Raw genomic sequence first — 16,276 nt, 5'->3', positions numbered from 1 at the left:
CCCTGAGGACTCAGCGCCGCAGGCTGTCGAGCAGCCGTGAGATCCCGTCCGACGCGCGGGGGAGAGGCTCGACGTCGAGCCGGCAGCCGCGTCCCGACTCGGCACCGAGGACCCGGTCGAGCCGCGTCGCGGCGTCCTGCAGCCGGGAGAACGTGCCATGGACCCGCGGGACGAGCGCGGCGATGGTCGCGCCAGTATGGCTGAGCACGGCAGGGGATCCCTCGAACGCGTCGAGGACCTCCTGGCCCACCAGAGCCTGGACGTTCCACGGGAGCGAGTTCACGCTGGCCGTCCCCGCGGGGAGCCGCACCATCGCGACGATCCGCGCGGTGGCCGCTGCGGCGTCGTCCTCCGCGTAGAGCTCGTAGATGCGGGCGCGGAAGTGGGCCCACGTCGAGAGCCCGGTGCCCGGGTCAACGCAGGAGATGCCGGGCTCGCAACCTTCGGCGAACTCGGCCCAGGTCTCAACGAACGCCGCCACGAGCTGGGCCGGCGCCGGGAGGCCAAGCGCGCCGAAGAACGCGAAGAGGTCCGTGACCGCCTCCGCCGCGCCCACGCCCTGCGCCGCGCGGGCGCGCCCAAGCGCGCGGACGCCTGGCTCGAGGCGCGCGGTGGGCTGCGAGCGCGAGGCGCCTCTGACGAGGTCGAGGACCTCTGGGCAGAACCAGTCCGAGGCCACACGCCACGAATGGCGGAGGGTGTCGCGCCGCCAGGCTACGAGCAGCTGGTCGCGCCCCGTGCGCCGGCTCCCGGTACGCCAGCTCCCCGGGCTCACAAGGTGGGTCATACGCTTAAAGAGGCGGGGCCACTGGACCCATGACGCCAAATGTTGGCGCGCTTGAGGCAACTTTTTGTTCTGGAATCGCGTCATAGAATCGACCCCAGGGGACTCTCAACGAAGACTGAACGTCGAGAGCCGGAAGGACCTTCATGACCGCGAGTGCCGACGCCGTGAGCACCGCGCCAGCACCCCCCAGTGACGCCCAGCTGATCGCTGAAGTGCGTGCTGGGGACAACGATGCGTACGCGGAGCTCTTCGAACGGCATCACAGTGCCGCCGTCGGTCTCGCGCGCCGATATGCGCGTAATGCCAGCGACGCTGAGGACCTCGCGTCCGAGGGCTTTGCCAACGTCCTCACTGCCCTCCAGAGCGGTTCCGGGCCAGATGCCTTCTTCCGTGCCTACCTCTTCACGTCGATTTCCCGCCTTGCGGCGCGCGGAAACATCAAGGCCAGCCGCCAGACGCTGAGCGACGAGATGGAGCGGTACGAGGGCGAGCAGCCCTACGACGACCCGGTCATGGCCGGCTTCGAGTCCGACACCGTGGCGCAGGCGTTCCGGACCCTTCCCGAGCGGTGGCAGGCCGTGCTCTGGTACACCGAGGTGGACGGCATGCAGCCGGCTGCCGTCGCCCCGCTCCTCGGCCTCTCGCCGAACGCGGTCTCGGCCCTGGCCCTCCGCGCGCGCGAGGGACTGCGCCAGGCCTACCTCCAGGCGCACGTCTCCGTGACGGCCGTCGAGGAGGACTGCGCGCCGTTCGCCGACAAGCTCGGCGCCTACGCCCGCAACGGGCTGAGCGCGCGCAACGCCAAGAAGGTGCGCGAACACCTCTCGGACTGCCCGCGCTGCACCGCCGCGCTCCTCCAGCTCGAGGACGTGGGGCACGGCATGCGCGGCATCGTCTTCCCGCTCGTCACCGCGCTCCCGTTCGCGGCGCCCGCGGCGGGCAAAATCGTGGCCGGCGGGTTCCTGGTGGGCGGCGTGGCGTGGCTGAAGCAGGCGTTCGAGAAGGTCGGGACGGGCAACGCCGTGGTAGGCGGGCTTGTCATTGCGCTTGCCGTGGCGGGCACCATCGCGGTCACCTCGCTCGGGCAGCCCGGGACGACGGCGCGCCCCGCGCCGTCGCCCTCCCCGAGCGTCTCCGCCCAGGCAGGCGGAGCGGGACTCGGCTCGGGCTCGGCGGGCAGCGCAGCCCCTGCGTCGCTCCCTCCGACCACACCAGCCGAGGAGCCCGCTCCCGAGCCTGCGGCGCCCGTGTATGTGGCCCCTGCCCCGGTGACCGTGCCGCAGGCACCCGTCTCCGTCCCGGTGCCCGTGCGTCCCGCGCCCGCGCCGGCACCGCCCGTGACTCGGTCGGCGACCGCGCCGCCGCCGAGCCCCGCCCCGACGCCGAGCCCCGCCCCGACGTCCATCCCGACGCCCACTCCCACGCCGACCTCGGTGCCCTACACGCTCAGGGTCACGCACAACACGTCGCCGGGCATGGATGAGATCCTGAGCTCGGCCGTGCCGGCTCGGGGCCCGTCGCAGCCCACGAACGTGGTCGTGACCCTCCACTACGCGGCGCCCGCGCAGCCCGCGTGGTCAACGTCGTGGAACTGCGTCCCCGCGCCGCCGCTCGTCGGGCAGGCCACGATGACGTGCACCACGCCATTCGTGAGCGGCGGTCAGATTCCTCCCTTGGACCTCACCTGGGCGCCTCTCACGCAGCCCGACGTCACCGGGACCGCCGTGCTCGACCAGGCGGGCACCGCGGTCTCGAACACCGCGACCTTCTGACCGGTGCTGCGGGCCACGGTCCGGATTCTGAGACAACTTGAAGCTCCCTCGGAGCAGACACCTAGGGTTAACAGGTTGTTTTTGCCCCAAGGCCGCCCGTGAGCCCTCCAGGAAGTCCCATGCAGATCCTCCGCACCAAGCCCATCGAGCAGACGCTCGCCGACTCCGACGAACCGGGCAGGCGCCTCAAGCGCACGCTCAGCACGTGGGACCTCATGATCATGGGCATCGCGGTGGCGGTGGGCGCCGGGATCTTCTCCGTCGGCGCCAAGGCCGCCGCGAACTTCTCCGGACCGGCCGTCACGGTCTCCTTCGCGATCGCGGCCGTCGCGTGTGCGCTCGCGATCATGTGCTACGCCGAATTCGCCACGGCGATCCCGGTCGCGGGGTCCGCGTACGTCTTCACGTACGCGACCATGGGCGAGCTGCTCGCCTGGATCATCGGCTGGAACCTCATCCTCGAGCTGTTCACCGCCGGCGCCGTCGTCGCGAAGTACTGGGGCCTCTACCTCAGCAAGGTGTTCTCGCTCGTGGGCCTGAACGTTCCCGCGAGCGTCCAGGTCGGGCCGGTCGAGCTCGTGTGGGGCCCGTTCCTCATCGTCTCGATCTTCACGGTCCTGCTGGTCCTCGGCACGAAGCTCTCGGCCCGCGTGGGCAACTTCTTCACGATCATCAAGATCGCGGTGGTCCTGTTCGTGATCGTGGTCGGCTTCATGTACGTGAAGGCGCAGAACTACGCCCCGTTCGTCCCGGAGGCGGTCCCGGCTCACGGCACGGACGGGACGGCCGTCCTCAAGCAGTCGCTCGTCGCGTTCGCCTCCGGTGAGGCCCCGGCCCAGTACGGACTGTTCGGCGTGTTCGCCGGCGCGGCGCTCGTGTTCTTTGCGTTCATCGGCTTCGACGTCGTCGCCACGAGCGCCGAGGAGGTCAGGGATCCGCAGAAGACCCTCCCGCGCGGCATCTTCGCCGGGCTCGGAGCGGTGACCCTCCTCTACATCCTCGTCTCGCTCGCGCTCACGGGCATGGTCCCCTACACGACCCTCGCCGCGGCGGACCAGCCCACGCTCACCACGGCGTTCGAGGCCGTGGGCAACACGGACGCGGCGAAGGTCATCGCGTTCGGCTCGCTCGTGGGCCTCACCACCGTGATCATGGTGCTCCTCATGGGCCTGGCTCGTGTGGTCCTCGCGATGAGCCGCGACGGCCTCCTCCCGCGCGCGCTGTCGGTGACGTCGGAGAAGCGGTCCACGCCCGCCCGCCTCCAGATCCTCTGCGGCGCGCTCGTGGCGCTCGTTGCCGGCCTCACGCAGGTGGACGTGCTCGAGGAGATGATCAACATCGGGACGCTGTCCGCGTTCGTCGTGGTGAGCCTCGGGATCATCGTGCTGCGCCGGCGCCGCCCGGACCTCAAGCCGTCCTTCCGCGTGCCGTTCGGCAAGGTGCTCCCGATCGTCTCCGCGCTCCTCTGCCTCTACCTCATGGCAAATCTTGCCATTGAAACGTGGATTTATTTCGTCGTGTGGCTTGCCATCGGACTGACCATCTATTTCGCGTACGGCCGCGGCCATTCGCGGCTCAACGAGCGGTTCGCCGCGGCCCGATCGGCCGTGACGCCCGACCACGAGGCATTGGATAGCGCCAGCGTCCAAGAATGACGACCCCGCGCTGTAGGATGCCCGATGGGGGAGTGAGGCACTACACATCAGATCCGATCACGCACGTGACGGTCGGGACGAGGATTGGGTTATGGCAAGACCGCCACGGCCAGAGCGAAAAACGGAGCTGCTCGAGCAGATTCTGGAATTCCTGCTGGACAAGACGCTTGCGGACTTGACGTTCCGCAGCCTGGCAGACGGACTCGGCATCAGCAGCTACGTCCTCGTCTACCACTTCGGCAACCGCGAACAGCTCGTGTCCGAGATCATCCGAGGCATCGAGTCCCGGTTCGATGACCAGCACCCGGGCACCACGAGCATGTCGCTGGACGAGATCGTCCTCTGGGCCCGCGCCGTCTTCGACCGTTCGCTCGAGAGCCGCGGCCGCCATCTCCAGCGCCTCGAGTTCGAGGCCGCCGTCCAGGACGTCGTCGCCGAGCGGCCGCGCGGAAACTCCGCTGCCGGCTACCTCATGTGGTGCCGCTTCCTCGCCGGCTGGCTCGAGACCCAGGGCATCCCCGCCGACGAGGCCACGGTGCGCGGCCGCACGTACGTGGCCGCGGCGACCGGCATCATGTACGACTACGTCGTGACCGGCGACCGCCCGGCCGTACGCGCGTCGTTCGAGATGCTCATCGAGGCGTTCGTCCTGCAGCACACCACGAACCAGACCACGGCCATCGATGGCCGCCCCTGAGCGGCCAGTTCAGGCTCGCGTCGCAGGCGCCCAGCCGAGGTCCCGCGAAATAGCCTCTGTGCACGCGAGCAGCGGAGCGAGGAGGCCAAGGAGGCCCTCGCGGTCCAGCAGCACCGTCGGAACCGAGCACGAAGCCGCCGCGACCACGCCTCCGTTCGCGTCCCGGATGGGCGCGGCAATACAGTGCACGAACGCCTCGTGTTCGGAGTCGTCGATCGCCCAGCCCTGGGCAGCGACCCGATCCAGCTCGGCGAGCAGCTCCTCGGGACCCGCGATGGTCCGCTCCGTCAGTGGAACGTAGTCGATTGAGGCCGCGATGGCTTCACGGCGGGACGGCGGGAGGTCGGCCAGGAGCACCTTCGCGACCGCGGCCGCGTGCAGCGCCGCCGTGAGCCCAATGCGCGAGTACATGCGAACGGGCTGCCGGGACTCGAGCTTGTCGATGTACGTCACGTCGGGCCCCTCGAACGCCGCGAGGTGGATCGTGTATCCGGTGAGCTCGTTGAGGCGCGCCAGATGCGGGTGGGCCGCGGCGCGGACGTCGCGCTGCTCGAGCGCGAGCGAGGAGAGCTCGAAGAGCTTGGGGCCCAGCAGGTAGCGCTGCTGGCCGTCCCGGACCACGAACCCCTTCTCCTCGAGCCCGTGCAGGAGCCGCATGACGGTGGTCTTGTGGACTGGGGCGCGCGATGCGAGCTCGTCGAGGCCCGCGGGGCCGGCCGCGAGTTCGCCCAGGAGGTCCAGGGCCCGGAGGAGGCTCTGGCTCACGGCTGTGCACCGCCGTCGACCTTCGGACCCTCCCGGTGCGGCTCGTCGCCGTCGGCCGCCGCCGCGGCGAGCGCCCCTGCACGGCCGGGCGCACGGCCCGTTGCGAATCCCGCGCTGGAGACCGTCGTGGTGGCCCACTCCTGGTCCGAGCAGCCGAGGATCTCCTCGAGCAGGCTCGGAGCCGGGAGCGGCCCCCGGTCGCCGTTGACGGTGAGCGTGCACGCCGCGGCGACGTGCCCGCGGCGGAGGCTGGCGCGTTGGCCGAGTCCCAGCAGGATCCCGCTCAGGTACCCCGCGGCAAAGGAGTCGCCCGCGCCCACGGGCTCGACGACGTCGACCGCGAGGGCGGGGACCTCGGTGCGCGCGCCGCCGCGCTCGAGCGCAATGGCGCTGATGGCCTCGTTCTTGATGACGACGACCTCCGGATCCGGAAGCAGCCGGCGGAGCTCGGCCTCGTCACCCGTCCCGAACGCGTGCTCGGCCTCGTCGCGCCCCACGAGCACCACGTCGGCGCGGCCGGCAAGGCTCCGCAGGACGCTCCGGTCGCGCCCGCGCCACAGCGGCGCGCGCCAGTTGACGTCGAAGCTCACGCGGAACGCCCGCGGACGCGAGAGGAGGGCCTCGAGGAGCGCCAGGCAGTCCTCGGAGAGGGCGGCGGTGATGCCGCTGACGTGCACGAGCGAGGTGCGCGCGAGCAGCTCGGCGACCGGCGGCTCGTCGAGAAGCTGCGGGCCCATCGCCGAGGCCGCGGAGCCGCGGCGGTAGTAGATCACGGATGCGGGTGTCGACGCGGTGCCGGGGACTTTGACGTAGAGCCCGGTGGGGCGCGCGGCATCCGCCTCGACGCCGGATACGCCCACCCCGTGCGCCGAGAGCTCGGCGACAATGCGCGCCCCGAAGCCGTCCTGTCCCACGCGGCTGACCCAGTGCGTGTCGAGGCCCATCGCGGCGAAGCCCAGGGCCACATTCGATTCGGCCCCGCCATTGCGGAGTTCGAGGAGGTCCGCGCTTTCGAGCGCGATCCCGGGCTCCGGCGTGAGCATGGCCATGGTCTCGCCCAGGCATACCGTGGTCAGCATCGACTCGCGTGCTCCTCTTCTGTGTGCGTCTCCTGTGCGCGCCCTCGGCCGCACCTTCTGTGCGCGCCGCCGGCGTCCTTGAGCGGCCTTGACGCCGCTTCTGCCCCGATGCTAGACAGGAAGAAACACTATTTGCAACCGCGATTGCAAAATACGCAACGCTGCAAATCACGCGACGCTCCAGTGGGGCGCATCGAGAAGGAAATGGCCCAGGCACATGACTGACGAAGAGCTCACAGCACTGCTCGCCGCGGACCGCACGCTTGCCGTGGTGCGCGCCGCCTCGATCCCCGACGCCGCTGGTCTCGCGGGCGCGCTCGCCTCGAGCGGCATCCGCGCGCTCGAACTGACGTTCACGACGCCGGACGTCCTCACCCATGTGCGGCGCGCAGTCGACACTGCGGGCGAGCACGGCGCCGCTGTTGGCATCGGCACGGTCCTCACGGGGGACCAGGCCCGCGCTGCGATCGACGCCGGCACCCAGTTCCTGGTGACGCCTGGCATTCGGACGGAGGTGGCAGCCGTCGCGTCGGCCGCCGGGGTGCCGTTCTGCCTCGGTGCCATGACGCCGTCGGAGGTCGCGCAGGCCGTGGACTTGGGTTCGCCGGTGGTCAAGATCTTCCCGGCGCGCCAAGTCGGGCCGGGCTTCCTCAAGGACCTCCACGGCCCGTACCCCGGCGTCAGGTTCCTCCCGTCCGGCGGGATCGACGCCTCGAATGCGCGCAGCTACCTCGACGCCGGCGCGCTGGCCGTGTGCTGCGGGACTTCGGTCGTCCCGCCGTCGGCCGTCGAGGCCGGCGCGTGGGAGGACATCGCGTCCCGCGCGGCGCTGTTCACGGCCGCGCTCTAGCCGCCGGGCGCGGGCCTAGGCGCGCGCCGGCTCGGCGCCCGCCTGCTTGGCCGCGCACTCCGAGCAGATCCCCACGTACGTGACGTCCGCGATCGCGATCGTCATCCCGTGCGTCTCGCTCGGGGTGAGGCAGGGTGCGTGGCCCACGGCGCACTCGACGTCCTCAACGCGCCCGCAGCTGGAGCAGATCGCGTGGTGGTGGTTGTCTCCCACACGCGTCTCGTAGAGCGCGGGGGAGTGCGGGGGCTCGAAGCGGCGCAGCATGCCGAGGTCAGTGAGGTCCCCGAGCACTACGTACACGGACTGTGCCGTGAGCTCCGGCAGGTCTTTGCGCGCCGACGCCAGGATGGCGTCCGCGGACGAATGCGGGTGGCGTTCGACGGCGCCGAGCACCGCGAGACGCTGGCGGGTGACTCGCCGTCCGTGCTCGCGCAGAGCGGTGGACCAGCCCTCCGAGCTTCGGCCGTGCAAAGTTTCCATGCCTCCATTGAATCACTTATTTTGATACACTCACAATAAGGCGACCCTCACCTGCCGCGATCCTCACCCGCCGCTCAGCCCGTTGCCATCTGAGCCCGTGTGACAGCCTGCACACAGGCATCATGGCTAGGCTGGCGGGATCGGGGGGCTTCGCGGCCCCAGGCCTGAAAGGAGCGCGCCGTGGAGCCAGCGGTGCATACGACGGCGACCCCGCGGCGCGCAGCCGCAGTGGCCGGCGGAGTCGTGCTCGACGCCGCCTATGCCGTATGGCGGCACGCGGCGTCGCTCGCGCGCGGGAACATCGCGTCGCCCAGCGTCCACACCCCGCAGGAAGACGCGGCCAGCGGGCACGAGGCGAAGGCACAGGGTGCCGATTCGTTCGCCGCGGAGGCCGCGCCCCACGGCGGGGCGGCGGGCAAGCCCGACGTCGTGCTCATTCCCGGCATCTACGAGCCGGCAGGCTTCATGGATCCCCTGCGCCGAAGGCTCCAACGCCGCGGGCATCGCGTCATCGTGCTTCCGGAGCTGGGCTACAACCGGAAGACCATCCCCGAGTGCGCGGCGCTCTCGGCCGCGCGGATGCGCGAGCTGGGGGTGCTGGACGCCGTCGTCATCGCCCACAGCAAGGGCGGCCTCATCGGGAAGCTCATCATGACGGCGCCGGACACCGAGCAGCTCGTGGGGCGGATGCTCGCCATCGGCACGCCCTTCGAGGGCACGCGCTATTCGCGGTACGCGCCCACCCGGCCGCTGCGCTCGTTCTACCCCGACCACCCCGTCATGGGCCTGCTCGCGAAGAACCTCGAGGTCAACTCGCGCATCGTCTCCGTGGGGGCTGACGTGGATCCGCTCGTGGGGCGGACCACGGGGCTGGCAGGGGCGCGTAACATCATCCTGCCGGTCACGGGACACTTCCGGATCCTCGAGGATCCGCGGCTTTTCGCGGCCGTCGACGATTTCCTCCGCGCCGGGGAGCAAGCCGGCTGAGTCGTTCGTTGAAGCTGCAGGAGGTCACCGTGCACAACCACTACAACGGGCTCAAGACTGCCGCCCTGTTCGGCGTTCTGTGGGCCGTGCTCCTCGGACTCGGGGGGCTCATCGGCGTCGGCACACGCAGCGCCGCGCCGATCTGGATCTTCGCCCTGATCGGCCTCGCGACCACGGCGTACAGCTACTGGAACAGCGACAAGATCGCGCTCCGCTCGATGCAGGCCTATGCGGTCAGCGAGGAGGAGGCGCCGGGCCTGTACCAGATCGTCCGTGAGCTCTCCGAGCGCGCCAACCAGCCCATGCCGCGCATCTACATCTCGCCCACGCAGGCGCCCAACGCGTTCGCGACCGGGCGCAGCCCGAAGCACGCGGCCGTGTGCTGCACGGAGGGCATTCTCCAGCTCCTCGACGCGCGCGAGCTGCGCGGCGTCCTGGGCCACGAGCTCATGCACGTGTACAACCGCGACATCCTCACGTCCTCGATCGCCGCGGCCGTCGCGGGCGTCATCACGTCGGTGGCCCAGTTCTCGATGTTCTTCGGCGGCGGGGGCGATCGCGACAACCGCAACGGCAACCCGTTCGCGATCCTCATCCTCGCGCTGCTCGCCCCGTTCGCCGCGAGCCTCATCCAGCTCGCGATTTCACGCACGCGCGAATACGACGCGGACGAGGACGGCTCCCAGCTCACGGGAGATCCGCTCGCCCTCGCCTCCGCGCTCAACAAGATCGACGGCGGCGTGCGGCAGTACCCCCTTCCGCAGGACCAGTCGCTCGTGAACACCTCCCACCTGATGATCGCCAACCCGTTCAAGCGGGGCGGCGGCCTGACGAACATGTTCTCGACCCATCCGCCCATGGCGGACCGGATCGCGCGCCTCGAGGCGATGTCGGGCCAGCTCGGGCGCTGACCCCGCCCGACCACGGACGACGGCGGGTCTCACCACTGCGGTGAGGCCCGCCGTCGTCCGTCGGGGGCCGGTAGGCTGACTCGGTGCAGAACCTGCTGGCCGATGTCACCCCGCTCAAGGAAAGCCTGGACTTCCGCAGAATCTGGTTCGGGCAGCTCCTGAGCATCATCGGCTCGCAGCTCACCCTGACCGCCGTGAGCCTTCAGGTCTACGACCTCACCCACTCGAGTTTCAACGTTGGGCTCCTGGGCCTCGTCTCGCTCGTGCCGCTCATCGCCGCGGGCCTGTACGGCGGCTCGATCGTGGACGCCCACGACCGGCGCATCGTCGCCATCGCCTCGTCGTCGCTGCTGTGGGGGACGAGCGCGCTCATCGCGCTGCAGGCGTGGCTGGGCCTTGACAACGTGGTGCTCATCTACGTCCTCGTGGGGCTGCAGGCGCTCGGGTCCGGAATCAACATGCCCGCGCGGAGCAGCATCATCGCGCGGCTCGTGCGGCCCGAGCTGCTCGCGGCCGCGAACGCCCTCAACATGATCCTGTTCGGTCTGGGCGGGGCGATCGGCCCGCTGCTCGCTGGTGGGCTCGTGGCGAGCGTCGGGTACGGCTGGACGTACACGCTCGACGTCCTGAGCTTCACGCTCGCGATGTGGGCCCTCTTCCGCCTCCCGCCGCTCCCGCCGCAGGGCGAGGTGCGGCGCGCGGGGCTCCGGTCCGTCGCGGAGGGCTTTCGCTTCCTCGGCACACGCCCCAACATCCGCATGACGTTCCTGATCGACCTGTGCGCCATGGTGTTCGCCATGCCGCGCGCGCTGCTCCCCGCCGTCGCCGCCCTTTCGATCGGAGGCGGGGCGGCGACCGCCGGCGCGCTCCTCGGCGGGATCGCCGCGGGGACGTTCCTCGGCGGGCTGTTCTCGGGACCTGTCGGTCGGCTCCGGCGGCAGGGCCGTGGCGTGCAGTTCGCCGTGCTCGCGTGGGGAGCGAGCATCCTCGCGTTCGGCCTGGTGGTCCTCGGCGCGGGACGGCACGCGGCGGACGGGGCCACGTGGTGGCTCGCGCCCGCCCTGGTCTGCATGGTCGCGGCCGGTGCCGCGGACTCCGTGAGCGGAGCCCTGCGGTCCACGATCCTCCAGGCCGCGACGCCGGACTCGATGCGCGGGCGGCTCCAGGGCGTGTTCACGGTCGTCGTCGCGGGCGGGCCGCGGCTAGGCGACGTGTTCGCCGGCGGCATGGCGGGCTGGATCGGGGAGGGGAGCGCCGTCGTCGTCGGTGCGCTCGCGTGCATCGTGCTCGTGGGGGTGCTTCAGCTCGCCCAGCCGCGGTTCGGCGAGTACGACGCGCGGCACCCCGTGCCGTAGGCGCGTCAGCCGGCCGCTTGGGCGGCGAACGGGACGATCGCGGCGGTGAGCGCATCCGGGTCGGCGTCGTGGGTCTGCCCCTCGAGGACGGCGAACGAGGCGCCCGGGATGGCGTCTGCGGCGGCCCGCGCCCCGGCCTGGAGCGAGTCAGGGCTCGCGCCGCCCGCGAGGACGACGGTCGGGACCGCGATGCCCGCGAAGACTTCAGCGGGCACGGGACCGCCGTTGAGCGCTGCGTCGTCGTACGCGAGGGTCGGGGCGAGGCGCACCGCGCCGGCCCAGAACGGGGCTTGCCGGGCCCCGGCGATGGCCTCGTCCGGCATCCCGACGCGCCGCAGGAACGCCTCGAACGCGCCGTCCGCATCGCCTGCGGCGAGCCGCTCGGTGAGCGCCGCCGTGTAGGCGCGCGCGGCGGCGAGGCCGTCGTCGTCGACCGTGAACGGCGGCTCCCACATGACCAGGCCCGCCACGGGGAGTTGCGCGGCAGCGCGGGCGGCGAGGGCCGCACCGGAGGAGAGCCCGACGAGGAGGGCGCCAGCGCCCGCCGCGCCCAGGAGCGCGCCGATGTCCTCGATCTCACGGTCGACGGCGAACGGCTGGGTGTCGCTGCTGTCGCCGCGGCCGCGGCGGTCGTAGTTGAAGACGGTGAAATGCGCAGAGAGGCTCGCCGCGAGGCCCGCGTCGGCCTGGCGGTCGCACGATGCGCCAGCCACGAGAATCAGAGGCGCGCCGGCGCCGAGCCTGTCGTAGGCGATGGTGGTTCCGTCTGCGGAGGTGACCTGTTCCATGCGAACACCGTAGGCTTCCCGCGGGTGCCCGTCATCCGTATGCAGCGAATCTTCATGGAACTCCCAGCGAGCCGCGGCCGGAGCGCCCCCTCGTGATCGGTAGGGTGGAGCGCGTGCATGCGACCGAAGCCGCAATCCGCGCGGTAGCCGAGGACACTCTGCGCCTGCGGGCGCTCCATTTCCTCAAGATCCTCGACACACGGCGCGAGGAACGGTTCGACCGCCTGGTCCGGATCGCCCAGCGACATTTCGGGGTGCGCGCGGTCGCGATCAATTTCATCGACGCCGACCGCCAATGGACCAAGGCGGAGGAGGGCTTGCCCGGTCAGTCCAGCGAGCCCCTCTCGGAGTCGATGTGTGCCCACACGGTGCATGCCAACACGACGCTCGTCGTTCCCGACGCCGGGGAGGATGACCGCTTTCGCAACGGCAAGTTCGTCGCGCAGGGCGTGCGGTTCTACGCGGGGCATCCGATCCACGCGCCGGGCGGACAGCCGATCGGATCGCTGTGCATCGTCGATACTAAGCCGCGCGAGCTGGGCGACGGCGAGCGGGAAGACCTTGCAGACTTCGCCGCGCTCGTGGAGCGGGAGATCGCCCTGACCCAGGAGCTCGACCGGGCCGCGCACGTCCAGCAACTGCTCATGCCGCGCGAGGCGCCCGCGATCCCCGGGTATGAACTCGCGGGCCTCTGCGTCCCCGCGCGCGACATCGGCGGCGACTTCTTCGCGTGGCAGTTGGTCGACGGTGGGAGGCTCCAGCTGCACGTCTCCGACATCATGGGCAAGGGCATCCCCGCCGCGCTGCTGGCGGCGTCCATGCGCGCGGCGGTGGTCGGGGCCGCCCAGCACAACGATCAGGCCACCGCGGTGGCCAAGGTGGCGGCCGCCGCCGACACCATCCTGGGGGACACCGAGACGTATGCGACGTTGTTCTCGGCGCGGCTCGATCCCGCGAGCGGAGACCTCGAATACATCGACGCCGGGCATGGGCTCGCGGTGATCCTCGACGTCGACGGGGGCTTCCGTCGGCTCCCCAGCTCAGGCCTGCCGGTTGGCCTCCTCGCGGACGACACGTGGGAACTGCAGCGCGAGCGGCTCGCCCCGGAGGAGACACTGATCGTGGTCAGCGACGGCATCCTCGATCTGTTCCCCACGCTCGAAGAAGCCATCGACTATGCCGTGCGGGGCAACGCAGGGCGGCCGACGGCGGAGCGCATCGTCGCCTCGGCCGTCGCCTTGGCCGAGACCGAGGGAGCGCAGGACGACGTGACCGTCCTCGCCCTGCGGAGGCACTAGCCCACCGCGCGTCACCGGAGCTTCACCTGCCTGGGCTACGGTCGTCACGTGAAGCGTTTCTTCGGCGAGCCGGCCACCAGATGGGCATCCCTGCGCAATCGGCTCCACGTCTATGTCCTGCCCGACAGCGAGCTCCGTTCTGCCCTCTCGGCGCGCCAGGCCGTGCTCGAGGGCGTGGAGTACTGCTCGGTCCAGCCGGAACCCTATCTGCACGCGACCGTGCAGCAGTTCGCGACCTCCGCCGAGGAGGTCAGCCGGGAAGAGGTTGAGGCGTTCACGGAGCGGCTCGCGCTGCTCGCGGAGGAGACCGAGCCATTCTCGATCGAGCTCGGCGCCCCGGTGGTGGACGACTTCGCGCTCGGGGTGCGCGGCGCGCTGAGCCCCGCGTGGACGAGCCTCGTCGACGGCGTCCGCGAGGCCGCCGCGGCCACGATCAACCAGGGTCGCGCCATGCCACCCGGGCCGTTCGGCCCGCACGTGACGCTCGGCTACGGGCTCGCCGACGGGAGCGGCGAGCAGCTTCAGCGCGAGTCGGACCTCTTGGCTGCTGAGCCGCTGCCCGCGCTCAAGGTCGCGTCGTTGCACTTTCTCGCCGTCCATCAGGACACGGGGGCCGGCACCTTCACGTGGGACGCGACAGTGCCGTTCGAGCTGGGGACCTCGAGGACCGGCGCGGGGCTGTAGCGGCGCCCGAGGGGCGGGGTCAGAGTCCGTTTGCTCTGGCCCGGCTTGAGCCCGAGCTCTCTCCTGCGACTAGACACACCATTCCGGCAGAATCCTGCCGAATGGCCTCCTCAGCGTGCGCGCGGAGAGAGAAGATCAAGCAATCCGGCAGTATATTGCCGAAATTCCCTAGATCCTGCAGAATGGGATAGGAAGGGCGGCGTTTCGGCAAGATGCTGCCGGAAAGGGGCGACGTGCTGAGCGACATCGAGGCTGTCGGCGCTGCTATCCGCAGTGCGAGGAAAGATGCAGGCATCACCCAAGAGATCCTCGCCGAGCTCTCAGGCGTCTCCGAGCGCACGATCCGCAGCATCGAGGCGGGAACCGGAACCAGCAGTCTGGCGTCGGTGGCCGCAGCGGCCCATGCCGTCGGGCTCCGTCTGGCGGCCGTCGCGTGAGCACAGACCTCTCGGCCCTCCGGTTCGTCCCGGCAGCCGACGTCTACAAGGGTGGCGTGCTCGCCGGCCACCTCACGCGGACACGAGAGGGGGCAGTCGAATTCTCGTACAGTCACGCCTACGTCGCCGACGGCGGAGCGCCCATCGCCTCGACCCTTCCGGTGGCGTCAGCTCCAGCCGCCCACCCCGGGCTGCCGCCGTTCTTCGCCGGGCTCCTGCCCGAAGGACATCGCCTCACCGTCCTACGCGACGCCGTGAAGACCAGCGCCGACGACGAGCTGACGGTACTCCTCGCCGTCGGCGCCGACGTCCCCGGCGACGTCCAGATCGTCCCCTCCGGGCAGCAGCTCGCCGAGCCCCCGATCCTGGCCGAGCTCGGCGGCGCCCCACTCGACGTCTCCAAGCTTGCCGCCGCCCTCGACCTCCACGGCCTCCCCGGCATTCAGGACAAGGTCAGCGCCTCCATGCTCACCGCCCCACTCGCGGCCCGGGATGGACGGTACATTCTCAAGCTGGACCCGCCCGATCGCCCGCACTTGGTCCTGAACGAGTCGCTGCATCTGCTAACGGCTGCGGGGCTGCGCCTACCCGTCGCATCCCACTCCGTGGTCTGGGACGCCGCGCAGCGCCCCGGGCTCCTCGTACGCCGATTCGACAGGGTGCCCGACGGCGACGGGTGGCGGCGCCTGCCGCTCGAGGACGGCGCCCAGATCCTCGGCGTCCTCCCCGCCGCCAAATACACCGTGAGCACCGAAGACGTCATCACGGCACTCGCCGGCGCCTGCACCGCCCGCCCCGTGGCCCTGAGGAACCTCTACATGCAGTTCCTGTTCGCCTGGCTCACCGGCAACGGCGGCCTCCACGCGAAGAATGTCGCAGTCCTCGGCGACCCCACTGGGGCGAAGACCGCCATCGCGCCCATCTATGACATCCCCTGCACCCTGCTCTACGGCGACGAGACCATGGCACTGCCCATCGGCGGCGACACCCGTCGGCTCAACGCCTCCCATTGGCTCGGGCTCGCTCAGGATATCGACCTGCCCGTCAAAGCCGCCCGCTCCGCCGCGAGGATGGCGCTGCGAGTGGCGGGGGCCCTCGATCTCGGCGCGCTCCCCTTCAAGGGGATGATGTTGTTCCGGGCCCAGCGGGAGCTGCGCACGCGCCGCGTGGAAATCGAAGACCTATGAGCGCCGGGGGCTTCTTTCAATCTGCCCCGGGTCAGCGGAAGTTGACGAACTGCAGGTCTGCCTCGTCGAAGCCCTTCAGGAGCGTGATCGTGGCCTGGAGGTCGTCGCGCGACTTCGAGGACACGCGGAGCTCGTCGCCCTGGATCTGGGCCTTGACGCTCTTGGGGCCCTCGTCGCGGATGAGCTTCGTGATCTTCTTCGCGTGCTCCTGCGAGATGCCCTCCTTGATGGAGGCCTCGAGGCGGTACTCCTTGCCGGATGCGAAGGGCTCGCCGGCGTCGAGCGACTTGAGCGAGATGCCGCGCTTGATGAGCTTGGAATCGAACACGTCGAGGATGGCCTTGACCCGCTCCTCCGAGTTGGCCTTCAGGAGGATCTTCTCGCCGCTGAAGTCGATCTCGGCGCCGACGCCCTTGAAGTCGTAGCGCTGCGCGATCTCCTTCTGCGACTGGTTGAGCGCGTTGGCGACCTCTTGCTTGTCCACCTTGCTCACGACGTCGAAAGTCGAATCAGCCATTGTTGCCTCCTGGTCGTCCGCGTCCTG

At 70.5% G+C, this 16,276-nt stretch carries 17 protein-coding genes; 11 read left to right on the top strand and 6 right to left on the bottom strand.

Annotation, left to right across the window (positions count from 1 at the left end; genetic code table 11):
* Window positions 1-10 precede the first annotated feature (10 nt).
* The gene (locus E6A26_RS08910; protein WP_136610841.1) at window positions 11-787 is read right to left on the bottom strand and encodes a hypothetical protein; all 777 of its coding nucleotides are present in this window, start codon (window positions 785-787) and stop codon (window positions 11-13) included.
* Between the two features lie 143 nt (window positions 788-930).
* On the opposite strand from E6A26_RS08910, the gene E6A26_RS08905 reads away from it, so the two are divergent.
* The 3 genes from E6A26_RS08905 (at window position 931) to E6A26_RS08895 (ending at window position 4,911) form a co-directional block, all read left to right on the top strand.
* Window positions 931-2,559, top strand: coding sequence for a sigma-70 family RNA polymerase sigma factor (locus E6A26_RS08905; protein ID WP_136610840.1), 1,629 nt, complete (start codon window positions 931-933; stop codon window positions 2,557-2,559).
* Between the two features lie 119 nt (window positions 2,560-2,678).
* Window positions 2,679-4,214 (top strand): amino acid permease, encoded by a 1,536-nt coding sequence (locus tag E6A26_RS08900; RefSeq protein WP_136610839.1) that lies wholly within the window; start codon window positions 2,679-2,681, stop codon window positions 4,212-4,214.
* 91 nt (window positions 4,215-4,305) lie between these two features.
* Window positions 4,306-4,911, top strand: coding sequence for a TetR/AcrR family transcriptional regulator (locus tag E6A26_RS08895; RefSeq protein WP_136610838.1), 606 nt, complete (start codon window positions 4,306-4,308; stop codon window positions 4,909-4,911).
* 9 nt (window positions 4,912-4,920) lie between these two features.
* On the opposite strand, the gene E6A26_RS08890 is transcribed toward E6A26_RS08895, so the two are convergent.
* Together E6A26_RS08890 and E6A26_RS08885 are read right to left on the bottom strand one after the other, a co-directional pair.
* The gene (locus E6A26_RS08890; protein ID WP_136610837.1) at window positions 4,921-5,676 is read right to left on the bottom strand and encodes an IclR family transcriptional regulator; all 756 of its coding nucleotides are present in this window, start codon (window positions 5,674-5,676) and stop codon (window positions 4,921-4,923) included.
* Entirely contained in the window at window positions 5,673-6,755 is a 1,083-nt protein-coding gene (locus tag E6A26_RS08885) for a sugar kinase (protein ID WP_136610836.1), read from the bottom strand. The genes E6A26_RS08890 and E6A26_RS08885 overlap by 4 nt, the downstream gene beginning before the upstream one ends.
* Window positions 6,756-6,972: 217 nt before the next feature.
* On the opposite strand from E6A26_RS08885, the gene E6A26_RS08880 reads away from it, so the two are divergent.
* Window positions 6,973-7,605 (top strand): bifunctional 4-hydroxy-2-oxoglutarate aldolase/2-dehydro-3-deoxy-phosphogluconate aldolase, encoded by a 633-nt coding sequence (locus E6A26_RS08880; RefSeq protein WP_136610835.1) that lies wholly within the window; start codon window positions 6,973-6,975, stop codon window positions 7,603-7,605.
* A 15-nt stretch (window positions 7,606-7,620) separates the two neighbouring features.
* Here E6A26_RS08880 and E6A26_RS08875 read toward each other — a convergent pair whose 3' ends face one another.
* A complete protein-coding gene (locus E6A26_RS08875) occupies window positions 7,621-8,085 on the bottom strand; it encodes a Fur family transcriptional regulator (protein WP_136610834.1) in 465 nt (154 codons plus the stop codon).
* A gap of 180 nt (window positions 8,086-8,265) precedes the next feature.
* On the opposite strand from E6A26_RS08875, the gene E6A26_RS08870 reads away from it, so the two are divergent.
* The 3 genes from E6A26_RS08870 to E6A26_RS08860 all read left to right on the top strand — a co-directional run bounded on the left by E6A26_RS08870 (window position 8,266) and on the right by E6A26_RS08860 (window position 11,338).
* On the top strand, window positions 8,266-9,072 hold the full coding sequence (locus tag E6A26_RS08870; protein WP_136610833.1) for a lipase family protein: 807 nt from the start codon (window positions 8,266-8,268) through the stop codon (window positions 9,070-9,072).
* 29 nt (window positions 9,073-9,101) lie between these two features.
* The gene (gene htpX, locus E6A26_RS08865) at window positions 9,102-9,983 is read left to right on the top strand and encodes a zinc metalloprotease HtpX (protein WP_136610907.1); all 882 of its coding nucleotides are present in this window, start codon (window positions 9,102-9,104) and stop codon (window positions 9,981-9,983) included.
* Between the two features lie 83 nt (window positions 9,984-10,066).
* A complete protein-coding gene (locus E6A26_RS08860) occupies window positions 10,067-11,338 on the top strand; it encodes an MFS transporter (RefSeq protein ID WP_136610832.1) in 1,272 nt (423 codons plus the stop codon).
* A 5-nt stretch (window positions 11,339-11,343) separates the two neighbouring features.
* On the opposite strand, the gene E6A26_RS08855 is transcribed toward E6A26_RS08860, so the two are convergent.
* Entirely contained in the window at window positions 11,344-12,126 is a 783-nt protein-coding gene (locus tag E6A26_RS08855) for an alpha/beta fold hydrolase (protein WP_136610831.1), read from the bottom strand.
* A gap of 113 nt (window positions 12,127-12,239) precedes the next feature.
* Between E6A26_RS08855 and E6A26_RS08850 the strand changes: the two genes are divergently transcribed.
* The 4 genes from E6A26_RS08850 to E6A26_RS08835 all read left to right on the top strand — a co-directional run bounded on the left by E6A26_RS08850 (window position 12,240) and on the right by E6A26_RS08835 (window position 15,732).
* A complete protein-coding gene (locus E6A26_RS08850; RefSeq protein ID WP_168928707.1) occupies window positions 12,240-13,424 on the top strand; it encodes a PP2C family protein-serine/threonine phosphatase in 1,185 nt (394 codons plus the stop codon).
* A 48-nt stretch (window positions 13,425-13,472) separates the two neighbouring features.
* Entirely contained in the window at window positions 13,473-14,108 is a 636-nt protein-coding gene (locus E6A26_RS08845) for a 2'-5' RNA ligase family protein (protein WP_136610829.1), read from the top strand.
* Window positions 14,109-14,341: 233 nt separating this feature from the next.
* On the top strand, window positions 14,342-14,545 hold the full coding sequence (locus E6A26_RS08840; protein WP_327407444.1) for a helix-turn-helix transcriptional regulator: 204 nt from the start codon (window positions 14,342-14,344) through the stop codon (window positions 14,543-14,545).
* On the top strand, window positions 14,542-15,732 hold the full coding sequence (locus E6A26_RS08835) for a type II toxin-antitoxin system HipA family toxin (RefSeq protein WP_136610827.1): 1,191 nt from the start codon (window positions 14,542-14,544) through the stop codon (window positions 15,730-15,732). The genes E6A26_RS08840 and E6A26_RS08835 overlap by 4 nt, the downstream gene beginning before the upstream one ends.
* A 31-nt stretch (window positions 15,733-15,763) precedes the next feature.
* Here the strand turns inward: E6A26_RS08835 and E6A26_RS08830 are convergent, their stop codons facing one another.
* Window positions 15,764-16,249, bottom strand: a complete 486-nt coding sequence (locus tag E6A26_RS08830; RefSeq protein ID WP_136610826.1) for a YajQ family cyclic di-GMP-binding protein — start codon at window positions 16,247-16,249, stop codon at window positions 15,764-15,766.
* Window positions 16,250-16,276 lie beyond the last annotated feature (27 nt).

Source organism: Sinomonas albida (genome assembly GCF_004919045.1).
In the GTDB taxonomy this organism is placed as follows: domain Bacteria; phylum Actinomycetota; class Actinomycetes; order Actinomycetales; family Micrococcaceae; genus Sinomonas; species Sinomonas albida.
Note: the sequence above shows the minus strand (reverse complement) of the source record. Positions and strands in the feature narration are given on the sequence as shown.